The organism is Streptosporangium sp. NPDC002544, assembly GCF_040295965.1.
GTDB lineage: Bacteria > Actinomycetota > Actinomycetes > Streptosporangiales > Streptosporangiaceae > Streptosporangium.
The window spans coordinates 54,441-74,562 of sequence record NZ_JBEOWJ010000026.1 but is presented as its reverse complement, the minus strand read 5'-3'; the positions used below and the strand labels follow the sequence as shown (position 1 = coordinate 74,562).

The 20,122-nt window shown below is 67.6% G+C and carries 26 protein-coding genes and 2 pseudogenes; 21 read left to right on the top strand and 7 right to left on the bottom strand.

The features are described 5' to 3' along the window. Positions 1-2: 2 nt before the first annotated feature. The gene (locus ABT061_RS32800; RefSeq protein WP_350925306.1) at positions 3-197 is read right to left on the bottom strand and encodes a hypothetical protein; all 195 of its coding nucleotides are present in this window, start codon (positions 195-197) and stop codon (positions 3-5) included. Between the two features lie 374 nt (positions 198-571). On the opposite strand from ABT061_RS32800, the gene ABT061_RS32795 reads away from it, so the two are divergent. Beyond that, complete coding sequence (locus tag ABT061_RS32795) at positions 572-925, top strand: beta/gamma crystallin domain-containing protein (protein ID WP_350925304.1); 354 nt, start codon at positions 572-574, stop codon at positions 923-925. A gap of 412 nt (positions 926-1,337) precedes the next feature. On the opposite strand, the gene ABT061_RS32790 is transcribed toward ABT061_RS32795, so the two are convergent. Next, positions 1,338-2,648: an MFS transporter gene (locus tag ABT061_RS32790; protein WP_350925302.1), complete on the bottom strand. Its 1,311-nt coding sequence runs from the start codon at positions 2,646-2,648 to the stop codon at positions 1,338-1,340. Between the two features lie 88 nt (positions 2,649-2,736). Here ABT061_RS32790 and ABT061_RS32785 point away from each other — a divergent pair, with 88 nt between their 5' ends. The 10 genes from ABT061_RS32785 (at position 2,737) to ABT061_RS32740 (ending at position 10,160) form a co-directional block, all read left to right on the top strand. Beyond that, on the top strand, positions 2,737-3,417 hold the full coding sequence (locus ABT061_RS32785; RefSeq protein WP_350925300.1) for a TetR/AcrR family transcriptional regulator: 681 nt from the start codon (positions 2,737-2,739) through the stop codon (positions 3,415-3,417). A gap of 11 nt (positions 3,418-3,428) precedes the next feature. Beyond that, positions 3,429-4,340, top strand: a complete 912-nt coding sequence (locus tag ABT061_RS32780; protein WP_350925298.1) for an NADP-dependent oxidoreductase — start codon at positions 3,429-3,431, stop codon at positions 4,338-4,340. 224 nt (positions 4,341-4,564) lie between these two features. Continuing rightward, entirely contained in the window at positions 4,565-5,287 is a 723-nt protein-coding gene (locus ABT061_RS32775; RefSeq protein WP_350925296.1) for a VOC family protein, read from the top strand. A 296-nt stretch (positions 5,288-5,583) separates the two neighbouring features. Further along, positions 5,584-5,991 carry an ArsR/SmtB family transcription factor gene (locus ABT061_RS32770; protein ID WP_350925294.1) on the top strand — a complete coding sequence of 136 codons (408 nt, stop codon included), beginning with the start codon at positions 5,584-5,586 and terminating at the stop codon, positions 5,989-5,991. Then, positions 5,988-6,707 carry a cation efflux transmembrane domain-containing protein gene (locus tag ABT061_RS32765; protein ID WP_350925292.1) on the top strand — a complete coding sequence of 240 codons (720 nt, stop codon included), beginning with the start codon at positions 5,988-5,990 and terminating at the stop codon, positions 6,705-6,707. Before ABT061_RS32770 ends, ABT061_RS32765 begins: the two co-directional genes overlap by 4 nt. Further along, a complete protein-coding gene (locus tag ABT061_RS32760; RefSeq protein WP_350925290.1) occupies positions 6,704-7,054 on the top strand; it encodes a DUF3703 domain-containing protein in 351 nt (116 codons plus the stop codon). Before ABT061_RS32765 ends, ABT061_RS32760 begins: the two co-directional genes overlap by 4 nt. Before the next feature lie 42 nt (positions 7,055-7,096). Continuing rightward, the gene (locus ABT061_RS32755; protein ID WP_350925288.1) at positions 7,097-7,381 is read left to right on the top strand and encodes a hypothetical protein; all 285 of its coding nucleotides are present in this window, start codon (positions 7,097-7,099) and stop codon (positions 7,379-7,381) included. Next, on the top strand, positions 7,378-7,806 hold the full coding sequence (locus ABT061_RS32750) for a YkvA family protein (protein ID WP_350925286.1): 429 nt from the start codon (positions 7,378-7,380) through the stop codon (positions 7,804-7,806). Before ABT061_RS32755 ends, ABT061_RS32750 begins: the two co-directional genes overlap by 4 nt. Before the next feature lie 544 nt (positions 7,807-8,350). Further along, positions 8,351-9,106, top strand: a complete 756-nt coding sequence (locus ABT061_RS32745; RefSeq protein ID WP_350925284.1) for an SDR family NAD(P)-dependent oxidoreductase — start codon at positions 8,351-8,353, stop codon at positions 9,104-9,106. Positions 9,107-9,263: 157 nt separating this feature from the next. Beyond that, positions 9,264-10,160, top strand: coding sequence for an ABC transporter substrate-binding protein (locus tag ABT061_RS32740; protein WP_350925282.1), 897 nt, complete (start codon positions 9,264-9,266; stop codon positions 10,158-10,160). Between the two features lie 23 nt (positions 10,161-10,183). On the opposite strand, the pseudogene ABT061_RS32735 reads toward ABT061_RS32740, so the two are convergent. Both ABT061_RS32735 and ABT061_RS32730 read right to left on the bottom strand, forming a co-directional pair. Further along, a pseudogene (locus tag ABT061_RS32735) lies at positions 10,184-10,453 on the bottom strand (transposase); the annotation flags it as partial. 45 nt (positions 10,454-10,498) lie between these two features. Further along, positions 10,499-10,867, bottom strand: coding sequence for a VOC family protein (locus ABT061_RS32730; protein WP_350925280.1), 369 nt, complete (start codon positions 10,865-10,867; stop codon positions 10,499-10,501). Positions 10,868-10,930: 63 nt separating this feature from the next. Here ABT061_RS32730 and ABT061_RS32725 point away from each other — a divergent pair, with 63 nt between their 5' ends. The 3 genes from ABT061_RS32725 (at position 10,931) to ABT061_RS32715 (ending at position 12,873) form a co-directional block, all read left to right on the top strand. Beyond that, positions 10,931-11,389 (top strand): MarR family winged helix-turn-helix transcriptional regulator, encoded by a 459-nt coding sequence (locus tag ABT061_RS32725; protein WP_350925278.1) that lies wholly within the window; start codon positions 10,931-10,933, stop codon positions 11,387-11,389. Between the two features lie 904 nt (positions 11,390-12,293). Next, positions 12,294-12,416, top strand: a complete 123-nt coding sequence (locus tag ABT061_RS32720; protein ID WP_350925276.1) for an ALQxL family class IV lanthipeptide — start codon at positions 12,294-12,296, stop codon at positions 12,414-12,416. Between the two features lie 130 nt (positions 12,417-12,546). After that, entirely contained in the window at positions 12,547-12,873 is a 327-nt protein-coding gene (locus ABT061_RS32715; protein WP_350925274.1) for a hypothetical protein, read from the top strand. A 150-nt stretch (positions 12,874-13,023) separates the two neighbouring features. On the opposite strand, the gene ABT061_RS32710 is transcribed toward ABT061_RS32715, so the two are convergent. Then, a complete protein-coding gene (locus ABT061_RS32710) occupies positions 13,024-13,938 on the bottom strand; it encodes a LysR family transcriptional regulator (protein ID WP_350925272.1) in 915 nt (304 codons plus the stop codon). Between the two features lie 111 nt (positions 13,939-14,049). On the opposite strand from ABT061_RS32710, the gene ABT061_RS32705 reads away from it, so the two are divergent. The 7 genes and pseudogenes from ABT061_RS32705 to ABT061_RS32675 all read left to right on the top strand — a co-directional run bounded on the left by ABT061_RS32705 (position 14,050) and on the right by ABT061_RS32675 (position 19,022). Next, positions 14,050-14,352: a hypothetical protein gene (locus ABT061_RS32705; protein WP_350925270.1), complete on the top strand. Its 303-nt coding sequence runs from the start codon at positions 14,050-14,052 to the stop codon at positions 14,350-14,352. 15 nt (positions 14,353-14,367) lie between these two features. After that, positions 14,368-14,736: a DoxX family protein gene (locus ABT061_RS32700; RefSeq protein ID WP_350925268.1), complete on the top strand. Its 369-nt coding sequence runs from the start codon at positions 14,368-14,370 to the stop codon at positions 14,734-14,736. A gap of 1,069 nt (positions 14,737-15,805) precedes the next feature. Further along, a pseudogene (locus ABT061_RS32695) lies at positions 15,806-15,967 on the top strand (IS5/IS1182 family transposase); the annotation flags it as partial. Between the two features lie 43 nt (positions 15,968-16,010). Beyond that, positions 16,011-16,610 (top strand): DUF6461 domain-containing protein, encoded by a 600-nt coding sequence (locus ABT061_RS32690; protein ID WP_350925266.1) that lies wholly within the window; start codon positions 16,011-16,013, stop codon positions 16,608-16,610. Positions 16,611-16,859: 249 nt separating this feature from the next. Next, on the top strand, positions 16,860-17,051 hold the full coding sequence (locus ABT061_RS32685) for a hypothetical protein (protein WP_350925264.1): 192 nt from the start codon (positions 16,860-16,862) through the stop codon (positions 17,049-17,051). Positions 17,052-17,100: 49 nt separating this feature from the next. Next, positions 17,101-17,721 (top strand): hypothetical protein, encoded by a 621-nt coding sequence (locus tag ABT061_RS32680; RefSeq protein ID WP_350925262.1) that lies wholly within the window; start codon positions 17,101-17,103, stop codon positions 17,719-17,721. 422 nt (positions 17,722-18,143) lie between these two features. Beyond that, entirely contained in the window at positions 18,144-19,022 is an 879-nt protein-coding gene (locus ABT061_RS32675; protein WP_350925440.1) for a DUF3387 domain-containing protein, read from the top strand. A 183-nt stretch (positions 19,023-19,205) separates the two neighbouring features. Here the strand turns inward: ABT061_RS32675 and ABT061_RS32670 are convergent, their stop codons facing one another. Continuing rightward, a complete protein-coding gene (locus ABT061_RS32670; protein ID WP_350925260.1) occupies positions 19,206-19,619 on the bottom strand; it encodes a type II toxin-antitoxin system VapC family toxin in 414 nt (137 codons plus the stop codon). Then, complete coding sequence (locus ABT061_RS32665; protein WP_350925258.1) at positions 19,616-19,840, bottom strand: FitA-like ribbon-helix-helix domain-containing protein; 225 nt, start codon at positions 19,838-19,840, stop codon at positions 19,616-19,618. Before ABT061_RS32665 ends, ABT061_RS32670 begins: the two co-directional genes overlap by 4 nt. Positions 19,841-20,122: the final 282 nt, after the last annotated feature.

Sequence of the window (20,122 nt, the reverse complement as noted above, 5' to 3'; positions counted from 1 at the left end):
GCTCAGCGGCGGCGGAAGGGGCGGCGGCCGAGTCGTTTCATTTCGTACACGGTCAGGATGACGCGGCAGTGCGGGGCGTGCGCCTTGATCTGGCGGGCCAGGGCGAGCGCGGCCTCGAACTGGGCGTCCTCCTCCCGAAGCTGACGTTGGGTCTTCTGCTTGTCGGTGCTGACCCGGACCAAGCCGATGAGCGCCATCGAGGAGCGCCTTTCGTTCGTCAAACGTGTTGCTCTGGGTAGGGGGCCCGGTAATATCGGCGAAATTTTCAACGGATATGCAGGTCAAAGCTCCCTTAAGGACCCTCGGGCACAGCTTGGAAGGCGAGCAGCTGATCTGCATATCCGTTGTTTCCTGCGTCGTTACTACTGGGACCCCGTGTTGGCCGGACAAAGGGTGGTATTACTTTGAGTCACCGGACCACCCAATTGCGTCACGGAAAAGCGCGGCCGCGAGGGGCCGCTCCGGTGCGCAGTCGGCCGTCTGCCGGCCCGACGAAGCACCGTTCCGTCAGGACGCGACGTCACCAACAGGGCCGGGGCCGTGCGCGCCGGTCTCCGCAGGAGGAGAGTCTGTGATCTCGAAGAGCAAGAAGAACGCCCGTTCCATGGCCGTGGCGCTCGCCGCAGCCGCCGCCTTCACCATCACCATCCCGGGCGGCACCGCCTTCGCCATCGACCACGTCCAATGCGTTGGTGGCGAGAACTTCCTGAAGATCTGGTCGCACCTCGACGGCCGCCAGAGCGTCGACTGCTACGCCAACAGCGGAAAGACCGACTTCGGCGGATGGTGGGTCGACCGGATCTCCACGGGCAACAACGACCTGATCTACTACGACGCCAACGGCGACTCGGTGAAGATCGAGCGCTGGCACGACATCACCTTCCCGAACCGCCCTCCGAAGGTCGTCGCCATCCAGATCGTGTGACCCGTTGACATTCGGCTGCCGGTCACGCCCCGCAGGCGTGACCGGCGGCGGGCAGCGCGACAGGCCGGCCAGGGCGAGACCGGCAGGCACCGCGGGATGCGGGTGGGCTACCTACCGGGGCGGCGAGGCAGTCCGCCGGTTCCGCACACGACTCCCGCGACCAGCCAAGAAGGCAAGGCATCGCGCCGGCGAGCACACCGGACATTCCCTGATCCTCGACCTGGCCCTCACTCTGGCCGAAGACCGGCGCTGAGACATCGTCCGCAAGACCGGCAGCGGACTCGAAGCCGCCCGCAACCTTAATGCACGGATCGACGCCTTCCTGAGGGAGCACATGTCCAGTGATCAGCGCCGGTTCATGGAAAGGGTCTGGATCTTGCTGATCCTCAAGGCAGTGTGGTGCGTGACCTGCTCATCTCGCGCCGGTGAGGGGGTGGTCGAGCTCGTCACGCCTGAGGCGGGCGAGCGCGATGGCCAGTACGGCGACCGTCAGCGGGACGATGGCCGCCATGAGGAAGACCGACCGGATTCCCCATTCGGCCGCCGCCGGTCCGACCAGCGCCATGGACAGCGGGGCCGCGCTGAGTGAGACGAAGAAGTCGAGGCTGGAGATCCGGCCGAGCATGGCGGGCGGCACGCGACGTTGCAGCAGTGTTCCCCAGATAACGCCCGCGCCGGAGGTGAGGGCGCCATGCAGAAAGAGCGCGGCAATCATGATCCCCAGTTGGTCGGCCGCCCCGAGGACGGCGAGCGGAAGACAGCCGCCGCCCCAGGCCAGGAGCATCACCGACAGGTAGCGCCGGGGAAGGGGCAGCGCGGACATCGTGAGCGAGCCGATCACACCGCCGAGGCCGTAGCAGGCGAGGGCGAGCGCGAACGCCTGCGGCCCGCCCGCCCCCTGGTCGCGGATCGCGAACGGGAGCAGGACCTGGATCGGCCCGCCGGCGACCAGGACGAGGGTGACGGCGAACGTCAGCGTGCCGACCAGCCACGGCGTCGTGAGCAGGTAGGCGAACCCGGCCCGCAGGTCGCTCACCGCCGACTGGACGGGGTTGCCCGCCCGTGCCGTACGGTCGCGCGTCTCGGGCTCGCGCATGATGGCGGTGCAGGTCGCGGCCAGGAGATGCACGGCGGCGATGGCCACGAACGCCATACCCGGTGCGAAGACGCTGATCAGTGCGCCGGCGGCGCCGGGTCCCGCCGCCTGCATCAGGGTCGGTCTCAGCACGCCTTCGATCCCGTTGGCAGCGAGCAGATCGTCTTGCGGGACGACCGCGGGGACGAGCGCGGAGTAGGCGGGATAGAAGAACCCGTCCGCGATCCCGAGCACCGCGGCGACCGCGATGAGGTGTCCGGGAGTGAGCAGGTCCATGGTGGCGGCGACCGCGACCGAGCCGGCTCCCAGCGCCTTGGCCGCTTGGGCGAGCAGGATGATGCGCCGCCGGGACGCGCGGTCGGCGACGACGCCTCCCAGCAGGGCGGTCGCGACCAGTCCGACGCCGCTCGCGGTGGCGATCAGGGAGAGTTCGGATGGACCCGCGCCGATCGCGATCACCTGCCACACCACCGCGACCGCCCACATGCCGCTGCCGGCCAGGCTCAGGCCGAGCGCGGTGGCCAGGAGCCGGTATCGGCCCGTGCGGAACGGGCGGAGTGGCCGGGGAAGTCGGTTGCGATCGGGCGCCGGATCGGTGTCGTCGACGCCGGTCGTGCCGGTGGTCATGAGGTCCTCCCTACGCTGCGGAGCGATTCGCTCCGCAGCGAACCATAGGTGCGGAGCGAATTACTCCGCAACTGTGTAGACTGCCTCCATGACGAGTTCGCGTTCATGGCGCAGCGAGGAGGTCGCCCGGAATGACCGGGCGTTGCTGCGAGCGGCCCGCGAGGTGCTGGCGGCGGACGGCGCGCACGCCTCGGTGGCGTCGATCGCGGCCAGAGCCGGAGTCGGCGTCGGGTCGCTGTATCGGCGCTACCGCACGAAGCAGGAACTGTTCCAGCGGCTATGCCTGATCGCGCTGCGCGAGTATCTCGACGCGGCGAAGGAAGGGCTTGCCATGGGCGATCCATGGGAGGGCCTGAGGCACTACGCGATGTCCTCGATCCGGTCAGGCCCCGGTTCGCTGGCGCCGGTGGCCGGCACCTTCGAGGTGACCGCCGAGATGACCGAGCTGGCCGAACAGGGCGACCGCGCGGTGGCCATGCTCGTCGAGCGCGCGCACCGGGCCGAGGTGCTCCGTGCCGGGGTTACTCCGGTCGATCTTGAGCTGCTCATCGAACAACTTTCGAAGTCTCCGCTCCAGGACCAGTTGCACCGGCAGGGGCGGACCGAGCTGAACGACGCCGCCCAGAACGCGAGAGAACGCGTCATCACCATCGCGCTCGACGGCCTCAGGGCCACGCCCGCCGGACTGGTGCCCGGCCGACCCCCCGGATACGAGCTGTTCACCATGAGATGGGCGCCTCCAGCAGGCGACGCCCAGCCCACTGAGTGAAGGAGACATCAGTGAGAGCCGCCGCCTTGTCCTCGTTCGGTCCCCCAGAGGTGCTCCGCACCGTCGAACTGGACGAGCCTCACCCGCAAGCCGGGCAGGTGCGTGTCCGGGTCAAGGTCGCCGGGGTCCAGCCCTTCGACTGCGGGGTCCGCGAGGGACGCTTTCCCCGCGCGCTCGTGGGCGACTTCCCGATCGTGCCGGGAAACGAGTTCGCCGGCACGATCGACCAGATCGGTGCGGGCGTCACGGGATTCTCGGTCGGCGACGCCGTCCTCGGGTTCAGCACGCTCGGCAGCTACGCGGAATGGGTCGTGGTGCCGTACGACCAGGTCGTGCCGAAGCCGGCCGACATGCTGTGGAAGATCGCCGGCGGGTTCTCCGGAGCCGCCCAGGGCGCCCGCAACGCCCTCAACCAGATGCGCGTGACCACCGGCGACATCGTCCTGATCAACGGCGCGTCCGGCGGGCTGGGGACGATGGCGGTCCAACTCGCGAAGGCGATGGGGGCGAGCACTGTGCTCGGCACCGCCAGCGAGGCCAACCATGACTACCTGCGATCCCTCGGGGCGGTCCCGATCGCCTACGGGCCCGGGCTCGTGGAACGGCTCCGCGCCATCGCCCCGAACGGCGTCGACGCCGCTCTCGGATTCGAGGCCGACGGGCTCCGCGCGGCGCTCGGAATCGCTCACGACCCGGACCGCGTGGTGACCATGGTCTTCTCCGACGAGATCGCCGCCCTCGGCATCCGCGACTGGACCGGTGTCCGCAGCGCCGAAGGTCTCACCGAGATGCTCTCCTACCACGACAAGGGCCAAATTTCCGTACACATCAGAGCGGAATACGCCCTCGACCACGCCGCGGAGGCACAGCGCGACGTCGGAAGCGGGCACAGCCGCGGCAAGGTCGTGATCAACGTCAGCTGAACGCACAGCCCTACCGGCCTCGGCGGGGTGGAGCGAGGTGTTCGGTGACGGCGGCGATGAGTCAGTCGCCCACTGTCCTGATCGCGGGTCGTGCGCCGGAAGCGTCGCCTTCTGACTTATATGCGTTGGCGTCGCAGTCCTCGAGCGGGCTAGCGTTGCTTCCGTCATGCGCCAGGACGATGTGCCCTGTCTGCGCCTGTGAGTCAGCAGATTGGAGATGCGGGATGACTTCTCAGCTTGTCGCGCTCTGCTTCGATGCGAACGACCCGCTCCGTCTCGCACGCTTCTGGGCCGGAGTCCTGGGCTGGGAGATGGCAGGCGACCCCCACGATGGCATCGCGCTCCTGCCGAGTGATGACACCGGGTTCCGGATCCGATGTCTTCCGACCCAGGAGAAGAAGACCGGCCAGAACCAGATGCACTTCGATCTGACGAGCACGTCCCTGGAGGACCAGCAGCAGACGGTGGCGAGGTCGCTCGGACTCGGTGCGCGGCACATCGACATCGGGCAACGCCCGGAGGAAGGTCATGTGGTGCTCGCCGACCCCGAAGGCAATGAGTTCTGCGTCATCGGACCGGGCAACAACTTCCTTGCCGACTGCGGATTCATCGGAGCGCTTGCCTGCGACGGTTCGCAGGAGGTCGGGTACTTCTGGAGCGAGGCGCTGGGCTGGCCGTTGGTCTGGGACCAGGACCAAGAGACCGCGATCCGCTCGCCCCATGGCGGTCCGAAGATCACGTGGGGCGGTCCGCCACTGATGCCGAAGACAGGGAGGAACAGGCTGCACTTCGACCTCGCTCCATCTGCGCACGGTGATCAGCAGGCGGAGGCCGACCGTCTCGTCTCCCTCGGAGCGACTCGAGTCGACATCGGCCGGCGCGGGGTCAGCCGGGTGGTGATGGCCGACCCCGATGGCAATGAGTTCTGTGTGTTGCCCCCCCGATAGCGTGACCGGACCCGGGGGGCGGCGCGCCTCCGATCCACCCCGCAGCACGGTGTGATGCCGGCGGCGCGGTCGATGTCATCGTCTGGCGCACCGCCACCGCACGGCTGTTGCCCTGCCTGCTGGACGGGCGCCGAGCCGGCCCGCTCTTCCTCACCGATCCGCCGCCCCCGCATCGGGTTGCCGCCCGGTGGCCTCGATCCAGGCTCCAGAGTGCGCGGCGTCGCCCTTAGCGGGTGCCGGACTTCGAGGTCGAGCACTCTTGCCAACACATAACCATTTCTGGCTATCATCGCCATATGGCGATTGATAATGATGCCGGCCGATGCGTGAACGCCGACATCGCCGCGGGCATCCCGCCGGCGGCGGCGCTGTTCCACTCGCTGGCCGATGAGACCCGGCTGAAGATCGTGCAACGCCTGGCCCGAGGCGAGGCCCGGGTGGTGGACCTGACCGAACAGCTCGGCCTGGCCCAGTCCACGGTCTCCAAGCACCTGGCCTGCCTGCGCGATTGCGGGCTGGTCGACTACCGGGCTGAGGGCCGCCAGTCGTTCTACGCGCTGACCCGGCCCGAGCTGATGGACCTGCTGGGCGCGGCCGAGCAGCTGCTGGCCGCCACCGGTCACTCCGTCACGCTCTGCCCCGTCTCCGGCCCCGGCAGCCTCGACCGCGACGCCGACCTGCCCGCTGGAGGCACGATCGCATGACCGCGCTGAATCTGCCCGGCCTCGGACCCGCACCGGCCCGCCGTGCCGTACTGCGCCGCCGCATCCGGCTGCTGGTGGCCGCGACCATCACCTACAACGTGATCGAAGCCGTCGTGGCCATCACCGCCGGCACCCTCGCCTCCTCGGCCGCGCTGATCGGCTTCGGCCTGGACTCCATCGTCGAGGTCGCCTCGGCCGCCGCGGTCGCCTGGCAGTTCTCGGCCACCGACCACGAGCGGCGGGAGAAGGTGGCGTTGCGGGTCATCGCGCTCTCGTTCTTCGTGCTGGCCGCCTACGTCACCGTCGACGCCGTACGCGCCCTGGCCGGGGCCGGCGAGGCCGAGCACTCCACGCCCGGCCTGATCCTGGCGGGCCTGTCGCTGGTGATCATGCCGTTCCTGTCGGCCGCCCAGCGCCGTGCCGGCCGTGAACTCGGCTCGGCTTCGGCGGTGGCCGACTCCAAACAGACGCTGCTGTGCACCTACCTGTCCGCCGTGCTGCTCGTGGGCCTGGCACTCAACAGCGCCTTCGGCTGGTCGTGGGCCGACCCGATCGCCGCCCTGGTCATCGCGGCCGTCGCGGTCAAGGAAGGTCGCGAGGCCTGGCGCGGCGACACCTGCTGTGCCGTCCCCACCGCCACCGTCGTCGGCGGGTCAGGCGCCTCGGCCGGATGCGCGGACGGCTGCTGCACCGCTGAGAAGGAGCACGATCGATGATCGGCCGCCCGATGCCCGCCCGTGTGCGGGCCGCCTACCGCGCCGAGATGAACGCCGCCCGCGCCACCGGAGACGCTGCGGCGCGCTGGCGGCATCTGGAACGGGCCCACATCATCTCCCAGCCGTGGCCCTGGCCCCACACCCGCAACCACCTGGCGATGTTCGTCCTGGCCGTCGCTCAGCGCGACCGCCGCGAAGCGTTCGGCCAGGTGGTGCGTATCATCGTGGCCGCGCCCGGCTCGGCGCTGGGCCGCTACCCCGAAGGCAACACCGGCCGCGCCCGTGCCGGCCTCACCCAGCCCATGCCCCTGCCCGCCGACCTGGCCGAACTCCTGGCCTCCAGGTAAGGTCCGCGCCCACTGACCTGCTGTCGCCCCGGGAGGGCCCCGATGACTGTTCGCCGCCTGTTCGCCCTGTCTCCCGCGGTTGCGGGCAAACCCGATGTCGGTGACGCGGGCGGCCTGCAGGAGCCGGCCCGGCGGATCGCCTGCGGCCAGGCCTGGACACCCGGAGCCGGCCCGTACGGTCACGGCGCTGTTCGGCCGGCAGGCCGCCGGCTGGAACGCCGAGCACAGGCCGGCCGCTTCGGCCCCGTGGCCGACGCGCCGGCCGCCGACACCCCCGCCGAGGTCGTAACGGCCACGGTGGACGAGCGGGAAGGCGGCCGGCGGTGACCGGGGCGTGGGGATGGGACCTGCTGATCGGCATCGCGGTCGCGCTGCTGGTCACCTGGCTGGCGCTGCTTGTGGTACTGGCCGTCGTGCGGCCGCGCGGCGGCCTGCTGCGTGAGGCGCTGCGGCTGCTGCCGGACGTGCTGCGGCTGATCCGCCGCCTGGCCGCCGACCGCGACCTGCCGCGCGGCGTGCGGGTACGACTGGCGCTGCTGCTGGCCTACCTGGCCTTCCCCCTCGATCTGGTACCCGACTTCATCCCCGTGCTCGGCTATGCCGACGACGCCATCATCGTGGTCGCCGTACTGCGCTCGGTGGTCCGCCGCGCCGGACTGCAGGCCGTACGCCGGCACTGGCCCGGTACCGACGACGGCTTCGCCGCGCTGTCGCGGCTGACCGGACTCGACACGCCACCCGCACCCCCCTGATACGCCACGACCGCCGCAGGCCGGGACCCGCGACGGCGACCTGACGAGCTTTGCGGCACCTGTCATGCCCGCTCCTTCCGGACGACCCGCAACCGTGATCTACTCCTGGTTGCCCGGCCCGACCACAGTGGAGTTCTCGCCGAGAGACAGAAGTTGAGCGTCTGGTCGTTGTCGGTGGACATCCGGCCAACCCGGTTACCTCGGGCGGCCTGGCATGGTTATGGCGACTTGAAGTGCCCCACCCGGGTGGCTTGAGCTGGACCCGTCTCGGATCGGTGATGTGCTCCCAGACCGACATGTCGGCTTGAAGTGGCCCCGTCTTTAGAGTTGCGGTGTCAGGCTCGACCTGCTGGATCACACGCGCCGCGGCAACTGCTCACCTCGCAGTTGCCGCGCGAACTCGACTGGACCTCGGCCGATCTGCTGCGGGCGACCGTCGACACCGTGCTCTACGGGGCGATCCGCTCAGCACCCCCGGCGTCGACGATGAACAACTCCGGGCGGTCATGCCGACGGCCCGCGATGATGAGCAGGAGGTGGGACCGTGTCCGGGGCAACCGGCAGGGTGGCGTTGGTGACAGGGGCCAGCAGCGGAATCGGCGCGGCCACCGCGCGCCTTCTGGCCGCGCGAGGGATGCGCGTGGTGGTCAACTACCTCCGCAGCGGCACGGCAGCCGAGGAGGTCGTGGCCGGCATCGAGACCGCAGGCGGCCAGGCCATGGCCGTGCAGGCCGACGTGCGCGAGGCAGCGGCGGTCGAGAGCATGATCGAGCAGGTCCAGGCGGCATGGGGCGGCATCGACGTGCTCGTGCACAACGCGCTCACCCCGTATGTGATCAAGTCGTTCCAGGACATGACGTGGGAAGAACTGGGCGGCAAGCTCGACGACGAGATGCGTGCGGCGTTCGCGGTCACCAAAGCCGTCCTGCCCGCCATGACCGAACAGGGCTGGGGACGCATCATCTATCTCGGTACCGGCCTCAGCCGTCGGCCCCGGGAGGGCATGATCGCACTGGGCACGGCCAAGGCCGCACTGGCGCAGTTCGCCCGGTACCTCGCCCAGGAACTGGGCCCGCGGGGCATCACGGTCAACGTCGTCGAGCCCGGCCCGGTGGAGGACACCCGCATGGCGGATGTGTTCGACGAGGAGCACAAGCAGCGGCAGGTGGCCGCTACCCCCCTGGGCCGCCTGGCACACCCGGGCGACGTCGCCCAAGCGGTCGCCTTCTACGCCAGCGAGGACAACGCCTTCATGACCGGCACCACGGCCGCGGTCAACGGCGGGATGTCCATGTACTGACGCCCCGCTGTGCTCCGCACGCGGGGCCATACCGTCCCGGTCCGGCCGTCGGCCGGACCGCATCCGGCACACCGTCACCTCAGCGCCATGGACCGCAGCAGCCGGGCCCGCGGCACGCGCGGGCGCACGGCGGTGACACGATCAAGGAAAAACGTTCATGTACACGATCGATCTCACCTACGTCGGGCGGGGCCTGCACGAGGAACTGGTCGCCTACATCGCCGACCAGCAGGGCTACTACGCCGACGAGGGCGTCCACGTCGCGCTGCGCGACGGCTGCTCCTGGGACGAGGAGCGGCTGCGCCACGGCGCCACCATCGGGCTCGGCCGGGCACTGCTGTCCCGACTGACCGACGGCATCCCCTGGGTCGCACTCAATGTCAACACCCACCGCCCGCTGTTCTGGTTCCTCGCCCGCCCCGGCCTGACCTCCCTGGCCGACCTGGCCGGCCGGCGGCTGGCGGTACACGCCCCCCACACCGCACCCGGGTGCTTCGCCCGGATCGTGCTGCGCCAGGCCGGCCTCGACCCGGACCGCGACATCCACACCATCGTCCGCCCGCCCGGTGACTACGGCATGGACCTGCGCTGGCTGCACGATGGCAGGATCGACGCCGCCCTGGTCGGCAGCACCATGGCACCGGAGGCGATAGCCGCCGAGCACGGCTGGCAGGTGCCGGCCTGGGTCGGCGACCACTTCCGGATCCCCACCGTAGGCGTGGCCGTCGACCCCACCTACATCCACCCGGACGACCCCGCGGTCCAGGCCGTCGTACGAGCCCACCGGCGCGCCCTGCAGGTGATCCACAACGAACCCGACACCACGGTGCGGCACATCCAGACGTTCCTCGGCCGGCACACCTCAGACGAAGCCCGAGCCCACTACGAGACGTTCATCGCACCGTATTTCACCACCGACGGCCAAGCCGACCTCGCCGTCGGCGCCACCGCGATCACCGCGGTCGCCGCCGAACTCGGCGTCCCCGCCACCGTCACCGCAGCCGAGTTCTACCGCACCGCAACCACCGCACCCTCGCTACGAACCTGTCCTTGATGATCCGTCCGCTCCCGTTTCCTGAGACGAGGGTGTAGTCGCGGCCTGAAGCCGCCGGTCTCGAGCAGGGACCTAGCGATGTAGTTGGTGAGGTTGCGGAAGCCGAGAGCGGAGCCGCGTAGGTGTTCGAGTCGTCCGTTGATCGCTTCGGTGGGTCCGTTGCCGGTGCCGGGGCGGTCGAAGTAGGCGAGCACGTCGTCGGCGCGCTTCTTGAGTGTCCGGCCGAGCGTGACGAGCTCGGTGAGGGCAGCCGGGACGCCGGCGCCGAGGGAGTCGATCAGCTTCTCCATCAACCGCGGTCTTCGGGGGCCGGTGATCGTCCGGTGGCGTTTGGCCTGTCAGGCGCGATCGTGGAGAGTGACCTGGTAGCCGTCGGGGTCGGCGAAGGTGAATGTCCGGCCGAAGGGGCCGTCGATCGGTGCGGAGACGATGGTGTGACCGTCGGCGACCAGAGCATCGTGAATGGCTTGGACGTCTGTGGCGTGGAGCCAGATCGCGGTACCGATGCCGGGCTGAGCAACGGATGCGAGATCGGTGCCGGGAACGACGTCGCGGAGTGCGAACGCGATCGGCTTCGTCTCGAAGACGACGGCGTGCGGAGGCCCGGCCTGCGAGCGGACGAGGCCGAGGTACTGCTCGTAGAACGCCTGCGAAGCGTCGAGGTCGCGCGCTTGGAGCGAGATGAAGTCGGGGCCGGTGGCGGGCATGATGATGCTCCTTCTCTTCGTGTCAGTTTTCTGACACAGGTCAATCTATGTCAGAATGCTGACATGAGTCAAAACGGTGTCGGCGTCGACCTGGAGACGTCACTGGGCTACCTGCTGAAAGAGGCGTCGAGCGCCCTCCGTGCAGCCATGGAGGAGGTGCTGCGGCCGCTCGGGATGGGCGTGACGCACTACTCCTGCCTCGAGTTGCTGGCTCAACGACCGGGCTTGTCGAACTCCGAGCTCGCGCGGGGCGCGTTCGTGACACGGCAGACGATGAACGTGCTGCTCCAGGCCCTGGAACGAGACGGCTACGTGACCAGGCCTGCGGAGGCACCCGTCGGGAAGGTTCTTCCCACGCGGCTCACGCCTCGTGGCCGACGGAGCCTCGAGAAGGCGACCGTAGCGGTCCGGTCCGTCGAGGTCAGAATGCTGGCCGGCATGACCGAGACCGAGCGGTCAGACGCGTTCCGGATCCTGCAGAGCATGATCCATTCCCTGCGCGATGGCAGCGACGGTGCATAGCTCGTTCCCCGGCGCACGTCTCGTCGCGCCCGGACAGGAGTGCAGCCGAGCATGAAAACCGACGGACCCCGACTACACCCTCTTCTGCGATGAGCCGGAAATCGAGAACCATGACCGGCCACCTCAGCCTTTCAAGATCAGCATAAACGACCGTTAAGGATGGTTAAGGCTTCTTAAGCGCCCGCGGATTATCGGCGGCGCAAAAGGGCTCATCGGCGGTGAACCGGCGAAATGGAACCCCGGCCTCCAGCGCCCGGGTGAGCACGGTCGTGACCAGCTGCTGTTTTGTGGCGAACGGCATCCGGCCTGCCGAAAACAGTGTCTTCCGTCCCGGTCGCTTCGGTGATCGACGAAAGTTGACCCAAGAGTCGGGAACACCTTGTCATCCCAGCCGAAAGTGGTTCATAAGTGCCCGCCACGATGCTGTCCTGGTACGACGAATTCGCCGTACCGGCACGGACACGGAGCGCGATCCTGGTCGAGGAAGAGGGCGAAGTGAGCGGTGATGCGGTCGGCACCGAGGCAGACACCACCCGGTGGGCCGATGAACTCGACATACCGGCAGGTCCGCGACGGAGACGGCACATTGCTCGGCCTGTGACGAGATCGGGCCGGCGACACGAGGTGTCGGCGGTTACCGCGGTGGCGGGGCGGCACGGCCCTGCCCCGAAGACATGGACGCCGCTCCTGGAGCTCGACACCCTGCGTCCGATTCACCGCCCCCGTTCACGCGCCGCACGGTAGGCGGGTGGTCCCCCGCGCAGAAAGTTCCCGCCCGCGCCGATGAAGCGGCACGGCAGGCAGCACACCGGGTCCGACCACACAGACTCCGCCGGATGGACCGGCGGTTACGGAGACCGCCGCAGTATCGGTGGAGGTCCTCCCCAACGAAAGGAGAGAAGTAATGGAACTCGACATCAACTCTCTGGACATGCTTCCCAGCAAGATGGAGACCCCTCTGTATCCATGCAGAAAAACCTGCCTTACTCTCGTCTCTGCGATCACGGTCACGATCACCACCGCCTGACGTTCACTGCAGGAGCGGCCGGACCGGACGCTCGCGGCAGGTGAGCGGTCGAAAGCGCGTCGCCTCGGCTGCGGAGGCATTCGTCGCGGGTAGGCGGCGGCCGGGGCGACACGCGGTGAACGCCTGACCTTTGAAGTCCTGCGCCGATGAGGGGGACGGGGCTGAATCGGTTCGGCTTCGGGCCGCGATCGACCCGATTCTGCCGCGGCCGTGCATAGACCGCCTGAGAGACGAGGTCGAGCATCTCGCGCCGGATTCGATGGGACGCCACGCCGTCCCATCGAATCCGGCGCGGTTCGAATCACGCGTCATCATTATGCGCGAACGCAGGAATCCCGGCTCGACGGTAAAGGTGCGCTACCTGCCGAAGAACCCCACGACAGTGTGGATCGAGGACGAGGCGGAGGCGGCGGCCGGCCGCACACTCTTCATCTCCCTCGCCCTCCCCATCGGGTAGACAGCGATCATGGCCTGGTACGCCTTCATCGAGCTGCCGAGCCAGGCAGGTGCCAGGGGTGAGTCGGCGCGGCGGTTCCTTGGTTGCCATCGCCGACTTTCCAGATGAGACGACATCTACGCGCACCGGAATCACCGGGAAAGATGTTGATCAAGTGACGGTCGCGTCGGGTCGGGGTGGGCTGCTTTCCATGCAGCAGCGGACGAAATCCTGGATGACGGGGTCGGTGTCGCCGGCGGGTGCCCAGGCGACGCCGACCTGGCTGGGGCTGACGCCGCCAACGGGCCGGTAGGTGACGCCGGGGCGCGCGTAGAACCGGGCGGCGGATTCGGGGGCCAGGGCAATGCCGTAGCCGTTGGCGATTGCGCTCAGCCAGTCGTCGGGATGGTCGGTGACGGCGCCGACGCGGACCGGGTGGCCGTCACGCTCGTCGGCGGCCAGCCAGTAGTCCCGCCACCGGCCTGTTTCCGATGGGGCTGCCACGAACGGCTCATCCCACAGGTCCCGGAAAGGGATCAGGTCGCGCGTGGCGAACGGGTGTGCCGTGGGGAGCGCGACCCAGCGGGGTTCGGCGAACAGCACCTCCACTCGCAGGGTGTCCTGGCCGGGAAAGGGCAGGCGCAGCAGGGCGACGTCGACATCTCCGTCGGCGAGTCCGGCGGCCGGGTTCGACCATGCGGCCTGCCGCATGTCGACTCTCCAGCCTGGCCGACGGCGGGCGAACGCCGCGACGATGTGCTGGGTGGCCTCGTTGGCGGCGCTGGCTATGAAGCCGACCCGCAACAGGCGGGCGGCCCGGTTCGCCACGTGCTTGGTTTCCCGCAGCACCTGGTCCCAGCCGGCCAGCAGGGCGGGTACCCGCTTCGCCAGGGCCTGACCCGGTTCGGTGAGGGCCATGCCGGCCCGGGATCGCGTGAACAGCCGCATTCCAAGCTGGATCTCGAGTTGCCTGATCTGTTTGGTCAGCGCCGGTTGCGATACGAACAGTCGTTCCGCGGCGCGGGTGAGGCTCCCTTCCTCTGCCACGGCGATGAAGTACCGCAACAACCGGGTGTCGATATCCATGCCGTCAGGTTATAGATGCAGGTATTGGACGCCAACCTGGCACTCGGTGAGGCTTGACCCAGCAGGCGGGCAGCGGCTCGCCAACACTCACACGATCGGCGGGGAGACACCATGCCTGTTCTGATGATTCGTTACCAGGTGGCCGACGAAGGTGTCGCGGAGGTCGTCGAGGCGATCGAGACGGCCTTCGCGGCGGTGGCGACAGAGCAGCCGGAAGGCGTCCGGTACGCGTACCTGCGCCGTACCGGTAGCACCGAGTTCGTCGCCCTGCTGGATCTTGACGAGGGCGTCGAGAATCCACTGCCCGGCATCGCTGCGGCGCGACAGCTGCAGGCGACCGTGGCCAGGTGGGCTGTGGGGCCCGCCCCAACACCCCAGCCACTCGACGTCCTTGGCGCCTATCGCTTCGGCTGAACGCAGGCCATACGAATGTTCATCGCCTACGTCGTCGTCACCGTCATCACGATCGTGGCCAACGCCGGGGCCGCCTTCGCCGACCTCGCACGGGCCGAGTTCGTCCTGGCCAACTCAACCGAAGTGGGTATCTCGCAGTCTTGGATCCCGCTGCTGGCCGCCCTGAAAGCCGCTGGAGCCGCCGGGCTCCTACTCGGGCTCCTGGGTGTTCGGCTCATCGGCATCGCTGCCGCTGTCGGGCTTGTTCTGTTCTTCATCGGCGCCATCGCCGCCCACGTTCGCGCCCGCGTGTTCCACAACATCGCCTTTCCTGGAGGCTTCTTTGTGCTGGCCGCCGTATCTCTCGTCCTCGCCGGGGCCGTCCAGAGAACGGCACCTCTCTGATGCCGACTGCTTGACACAGACCGGGCCCGAATGACATCAGGCCCCAAGAGCTTCTTGGGTTCTAAAGGTGGCCGCCGTCGCGACGGCCACCGGGGCGGCCCTGTGCGCCATCCACCCGATGCGAGGGCCTGACGACAAGACTGCGGTCACCAGCAGCCGGGCACGTTTCCTCGACGCTGCGCGCGGCATTTGTAAGCCCATACCGGCTGCTGTCATCATTTGATTCGCGCGGCCCGTCCCGTGAGATCGGCCAGGTAAAGCGGTTCCATAAGTCCACTGCCGCCACGTCTGCGAATCGGGCACGTAGCGCGCAAAAGACACGCCACTGTCGGCGGAACTCACTCAGATATTCACCCGGGATACCGGTGGGCTGAAACCGGTGAACACTCGCCGCACATGGGACCTCTTACATCTATTTGGACATTTAAGGGGCCGCCAGGATCCGAATCCCGGCGGCCTGCCAGACCTTGCCGAATGATGCGCTTCAGCTGCTCGTTTACGCGCTCGCCGACGATGCGACAGTCTCACCGCGCAGGCCGAAACCGGGTCACCTGTCATCGGCGATGCCAGGGCCGTAGATGACCGTGCGGAACGCTCCCCACTCACCGAAAAGGAGCCCGCCCGTGCCGGTGTTCCAGAAACAATACTGGACATTGCATGGAGAGATAACAAGTAATGACCGAAATGCCGATCGCCCCGGCGGCTCTCGGAAGGCATTCCGGCGAGCAGGCGGTGATCACGTAAGAACGGCCCGGACAGGGCTGCTGGGTTTGGTAAAGGGATCAGCAGTCCCAAATTCGTTTCGGCGCCTCAGCGGTGGCTCTCTCCAGGGAGTGCCGACCATATGCGTCCTGCTATCTCAAGTCGACATATGTTCCCGCGTCAACCGCATTTCCCATTGCGGTGGCCTTCATCGTGAACCCTTTTCATCCCCCGGGCGAGGTCTGTCCATCACGGCATGATCGCGGGTCCGGCGTTCGCCTGATGACGTAGAGAAGCTCCTGCCAGATGGGTTGATCACCACAACCAGACCCATCCCAGCCAGGGGCTTCACAGGAACAAGCCCTAGGCCCAGAAGCGGGCCAACCGGTCACACGCCCACTTTCGAGGCCCGGGTGAGCGGGCGAATGCCCAGCTCAAGAGCTGGCGCATCCTCCGCTGCAGCCCCAACAAGGCCGGGCACCTGTGCAAGGCCATCGCCGTCCTGCAGAACCACCGGATCGCTCAATAATGAAAAGGTTCATTGCGTCGGTCGGTGCTGCGAACATGACGAAATGATCGCGACCCCTGACGACTATGCCTGGTTCTCCTACGAGCGCTTCCCCGACCTGGCGGAGGCCTACTGCTTGACCTACGTCCGCGGCCTGACACCCGAGCAACTGGTGACCCGGCTCGGTGGCCGACCGGAGGATTTCACACCCATGACGCTCGATGAACTGATCAAGGCTTCCTACTCCGGACCCGGCACCTACGGCACCTGGGACGGCATGTTCTTCGGCGCCGTCGCCATCGGCGACTGGGTGTTCATCGTCGAGCCCAACGGCGGGCTCGGCGCCGATGAAGGAATCATCACGTCGTTGTCGGCGGGAACCCGCCTCGTCTCCCACTTCCGCGACGTCGAAGGCGTCGAGTACTTCTACTGGATCGAAGACGGAGAGATCCGGTTCTGCTTCATCGCTGATGACGGTTACTCAGAAGAGGTACCGGACGAGGTCGCGGAGACCATGCAGCGGATCGACTCCGACTACAGACACCTCTACCCCAGCGACGGGCCGGCGTTCCTCCTGGCCGAGCGTCTCACCGGAATCACGCTGACACCGGAACTGCTGGAGGGGTCCACCTACCTGTGCGGAGCCATCCCCGAACCGAGGTGAGCAAGATCCATCCTCTATGGTCCCGCGGGCCGGCCGCAGCCGGTGGATCGCTCCGCTACAAGCTCCTGTGAGATTCACCGGGGGCACCGTTCCGCGAGGACCTGCTGCACCGGACCATCAGGATGAAAAAGCTTCCGTGTGCTCGCCCCCGACCGTGCTCACCTGACTGGGCTATGACATCCTTCTGACCAGCTAATTCGTCTTAAGCGCGTCTTTATCGCCCACGATCACGCTTGGTCACCACCGAAAGTGAGCCAGAGCCATACCAAGGAGGGGCCGGGATATCGTGCGAACGACCATGATTCCCACTCGCAGAGCTGGAACTTCTCCATCAGGCCCCTGCTGACCGAGCACAACAAGAACGCCGGAAACCATAAACAGCTCTTCGAAGTCCGGAACCACGTCTTCCACAAGGACGCCTTCTGGGTGAGCGTGATCTGAGATAGCCAGTCCGGTGTGCCGCTCCCCGCGACCGGGGAGCGGCACACCCATGTTCGATTGGATGGACATGCCGAACCCCACCCACCTGTACGACCTGCTCGAGTCCCGCTGGGAGAACATCGCGAACGGCTTCGCCGCTGTCTGGGCTGAAGGACTGACGGTCGAAGAGACCGCCCGGCGGCTCGGCGCCGACCCAGGCAGCGCGACGGCGCTCACGCTGGAGGACATCGGACTCGGCTTCGAGGGTGATGAGATGCCTGGTGACGAAGACGGGATCATCCTCGTCGGCCCTTGCGACGCCTGGACCCTGGCGGTGCAGATCCAGTGGATGGACGTCACAGAAGAACCTCGGTTGTCGGAGCTCTCGCGCGACGGCGGCAGGGCCATCGCGATCGGCTGGCACGGTGATGGCGCGCACCGCGTGGAGTACGCGATCGACGGCCGGCTCACCTTCTCCGCGCCGTTGGAGGAGATCCTGGACCCGCTGCACGAGCACGCCGAGGGTCTGCGGATGCCCACCGATTGGGACGTTCCCGTGGACGTGGGATCGCCCACCGAGGAGATGATCACGGCGGCCCTCACGGCCATTGGCCGGCTCACCGGCAGGGAACTCGACGAGGAGTGGCTGGAGACGCCCCACGTCCGCTACCTCATCCGCCGAACCCGATGATCCAGCGGGGACCGGCAGCGAGGCCGGGCAGGCCGCCCGAGCGCGGTGGCGGGGCGGCCTGCCGGACCGGGTCGTCAGGAGACGGGTTCGATGCCGGATGAAGCCCGCTCGTCGAGTCGAAGATGGTGTATGAACGGCTGCCGTCTCGATGCCGCACTTTCTGAACCCTGAGCTGCCCCATCGCCAGTCTCTGTGCCATGTGACCTCCATACCAACTGTGCTGACATCGCGAACATAACGACGTCGGTCGACAAACGAGGTCGGGATGTCCCAGGTCACTGCCCTCCACGGACATCACGAACAGCACTTTCATAGGCCGGAAAAACCCTAGAGAACCGGACTCTCCGCCGAGACAACCGGAAACTCACCACCGACAACCAGCAGCTCACCGAGCGGCTTAAGACCGCCCGCGAGAACAACCGATTTCTCGACGCCCGGATCGCCCGCCTCGAAGAGGTGAGGGCGCCACACGCCTGGAGCGGTTCTACCGGCTCTGTGCGGCCAGCAGGGACATCTCGGAGCGCTTCGAGGACCTCACCTCATGGCGCAACGACATCGCCTTCTTCCGGGAGGTGCGTGCCTGGATGATGAAGCTGGACGCCGCGGACCGCGAGGCCAGTGGCAAGCCGTTGGCTTCGGAGGTCAACGTCTACCTCTCCCAGCTCGCGGCCTCCGTCGTCGATGCTGACACGATCACAGACCTGTACGCCGAGGCCGGCCTCGGCAACCTCGACATCACCCATCTCAACGGTGAACATCTGCGCGAGCTCCAGAACACCGAGACCCCGCACCTGACGGCCGAGGCCCTGCGCCGGTTGATCGAGCAGAAGATGCGCGAGGTGACCCGGCACAACATCATCCGCCGGGAGAGCCTTGCCAAGAGGCTCGAAGACCTGATGATCCGCTACATGCGGCAGCAGCTCAGCAGCGCCGAAATGATCGCCGAGCTGGTCGCCATGGCCAAGGAGGTCTCCACGGAGGCCCGGCGCGGCGAGCGCTTCGACCCTCCGCTCAACCACGCCGAACTGGCCTTCTACGACGCGGTGGCCAACCACGGCCTGGCGAAGGCCCTGATGGGCGACGACATCCTCGCACAGATCGCCCGCGCGCTGGTCGCGGACATCCGCAAGAACCTGACCGTCGACTGGCTCTCCCGCGAGCCAGTACGCGCCAAGCTGCGCAACCGCATCCGACGCCTGCTCACGAGGTTCGACTATCCTCCGGACGAGGAACGCGCGGCCGTGGACCTCGTCCTCAAACAGATGGAAACCTTCGCCACCGAGTGGGCCCCGACCGCATAGTGCGATAAGCGTGTCCTCTGGGGGCGCGGAAGTGGCGCCGGGAACTCCCCGGTGAGATCGGGAGCCCGGCGTTCGCGCTTTCTCCCGGTTACGCCGCTGGCGTTTCGTGGTTACGGCAGCGGCTCCTGGCTGAGCTGGAGGCGGACCTACCAGCCAACCGATTACACCTCCGCTGTTTCGTGGTTACGACAGCGGGGGTGGGTAGCGGTGGATCTCCGCTCGGTGTCCCGTCGCGCCGGCGAACTTGGCGTCGTCGGTCAGCAGCGGCATGCCCAGCAGTTCGGCGAGGGCCACGTACATGCCGTCGTAGGCGGTGAGATTGTCGCGCAGTTCCAGCACCCGCGGCTGCAGCGGCAGCATCGGATGCCGGACGATCCGCAGCTGGGCATAGCGCTCCAGCATGATCCGGCCCCGCGTCTCGGAGATCCGCACCTCCGGCTTACTGGTGATCACATGTCCGCGCACCACCGAGGCGATCTCCACGTCGATCAGCGCCGGGGCGTGCACCTTGCGCGCCAGCCGCCGACGGAGAAGGTCGTCGCCCTTCACGTTGGCCAGCAGGCGGAAAATGATCGAGGCGTCCACGACCAGGCTCACCGGCGGTCCTCGCGCAGCGTCTCGCGGACGAAATCGGGGTCGTACGGCACCGGCTCGTCGGCGGCGATCTTGGCCATCACCTCGTCCAGCGCCGGGGTGGCCGCCTCCTCGTTCAGCAGGTCACGTAGGTAGGCCGTCAGTGATTTTCCCTCGCGCTCGGCTCGCGCCTTCAGCGTCCGCTCGGTCGCTTCGGGGACATCTCGAATCTGAATGATTCCCATCCTTCCACGCTAGCATGCAGCTTGCATGCAAATCCGTTGCCAGTTGCCGTTACGGTGTTACCGCGATCCATGAGACGTCTCTCCAGCCCGCCTCTGGCGCCGTGGGCGGGTCCATCTGGTGGCTTGGCGGGCGGTCCGGGGTACTGCCGGGCCGAATCCGCTCCGGACGGGCAGCCTTTCCCGCTCCCCTACGACATCGGACCCGGCCTGATCGTCAGGCGGCGAGTTCGTGGTTCAGACGGTCACGGAAACGAAGTGAACCACCAGGCGAGACCCGCCCAC

Coding starts and splice junctions, on each gene's coding strand:
- ABT061_RS32720 (WP_350925276.1), top strand. CDS start 12,294: ATGGAACTCGACATCAACTCTCTGGACATGCTTCCCAGCAAGATGGAG.
- ABT061_RS32800 (WP_350925306.1), bottom strand. CDS start 197: ATGGCGCTCATCGGCTTGGTCCGGGTCAGCACCGACAAGCAGAAGACC.
- ABT061_RS32755 (WP_350925288.1), top strand. CDS start 7,097: ATGACTGTTCGCCGCCTGTTCGCCCTGTCTCCCGCGGTTGCGGGCAAA.
- ABT061_RS32700 (WP_350925268.1), top strand. CDS start 14,368: ATGTTCATCGCCTACGTCGTCGTCACCGTCATCACGATCGTGGCCAAC.
- ABT061_RS32790 (WP_350925302.1), bottom strand. CDS start 2,648: ATGACCACCGGCACGACCGGCGTCGACGACACCGATCCGGCGCCCGAT.
- ABT061_RS32765 (WP_350925292.1), top strand. CDS start 5,988: ATGACCGCGCTGAATCTGCCCGGCCTCGGACCCGCACCGGCCCGCCGT.
- ABT061_RS32680 (WP_350925262.1), top strand. CDS start 17,101: ATGTTCGATTGGATGGACATGCCGAACCCCACCCACCTGTACGACCTG.
- ABT061_RS32705 (WP_350925270.1), top strand. CDS start 14,050: ATGCCTGTTCTGATGATTCGTTACCAGGTGGCCGACGAAGGTGTCGCG.
- ABT061_RS32665 (WP_350925258.1), bottom strand. CDS start 19,840: ATGGGAATCATTCAGATTCGAGATGTCCCCGAAGCGACCGAGCGGACG.
- ABT061_RS32770 (WP_350925294.1), top strand. CDS start 5,584: ATGGCGATTGATAATGATGCCGGCCGATGCGTGAACGCCGACATCGCC.
- ABT061_RS32725 (WP_350925278.1), top strand. CDS start 10,931: ATGAGTCAAAACGGTGTCGGCGTCGACCTGGAGACGTCACTGGGCTAC.
- ABT061_RS32740 (WP_350925282.1), top strand. CDS start 9,264: ATGTACACGATCGATCTCACCTACGTCGGGCGGGGCCTGCACGAGGAA.
- ABT061_RS32775 (WP_350925296.1), top strand. CDS start 4,565: ATGACTTCTCAGCTTGTCGCGCTCTGCTTCGATGCGAACGACCCGCTC.
- ABT061_RS32730 (WP_350925280.1), bottom strand. CDS start 10,867: ATGCCCGCCACCGGCCCCGACTTCATCTCGCTCCAAGCGCGCGACCTC.
- ABT061_RS32785 (WP_350925300.1), top strand. CDS start 2,737: ATGACGAGTTCGCGTTCATGGCGCAGCGAGGAGGTCGCCCGGAATGAC.
- ABT061_RS32710 (WP_350925272.1), bottom strand. CDS start 13,938: ATGGATATCGACACCCGGTTGTTGCGGTACTTCATCGCCGTGGCAGAG.
- ABT061_RS32760 (WP_350925290.1), top strand. CDS start 6,704: ATGATCGGCCGCCCGATGCCCGCCCGTGTGCGGGCCGCCTACCGCGCC.
- ABT061_RS32690 (WP_350925266.1), top strand. CDS start 16,011: ATGATCGCGACCCCTGACGACTATGCCTGGTTCTCCTACGAGCGCTTC.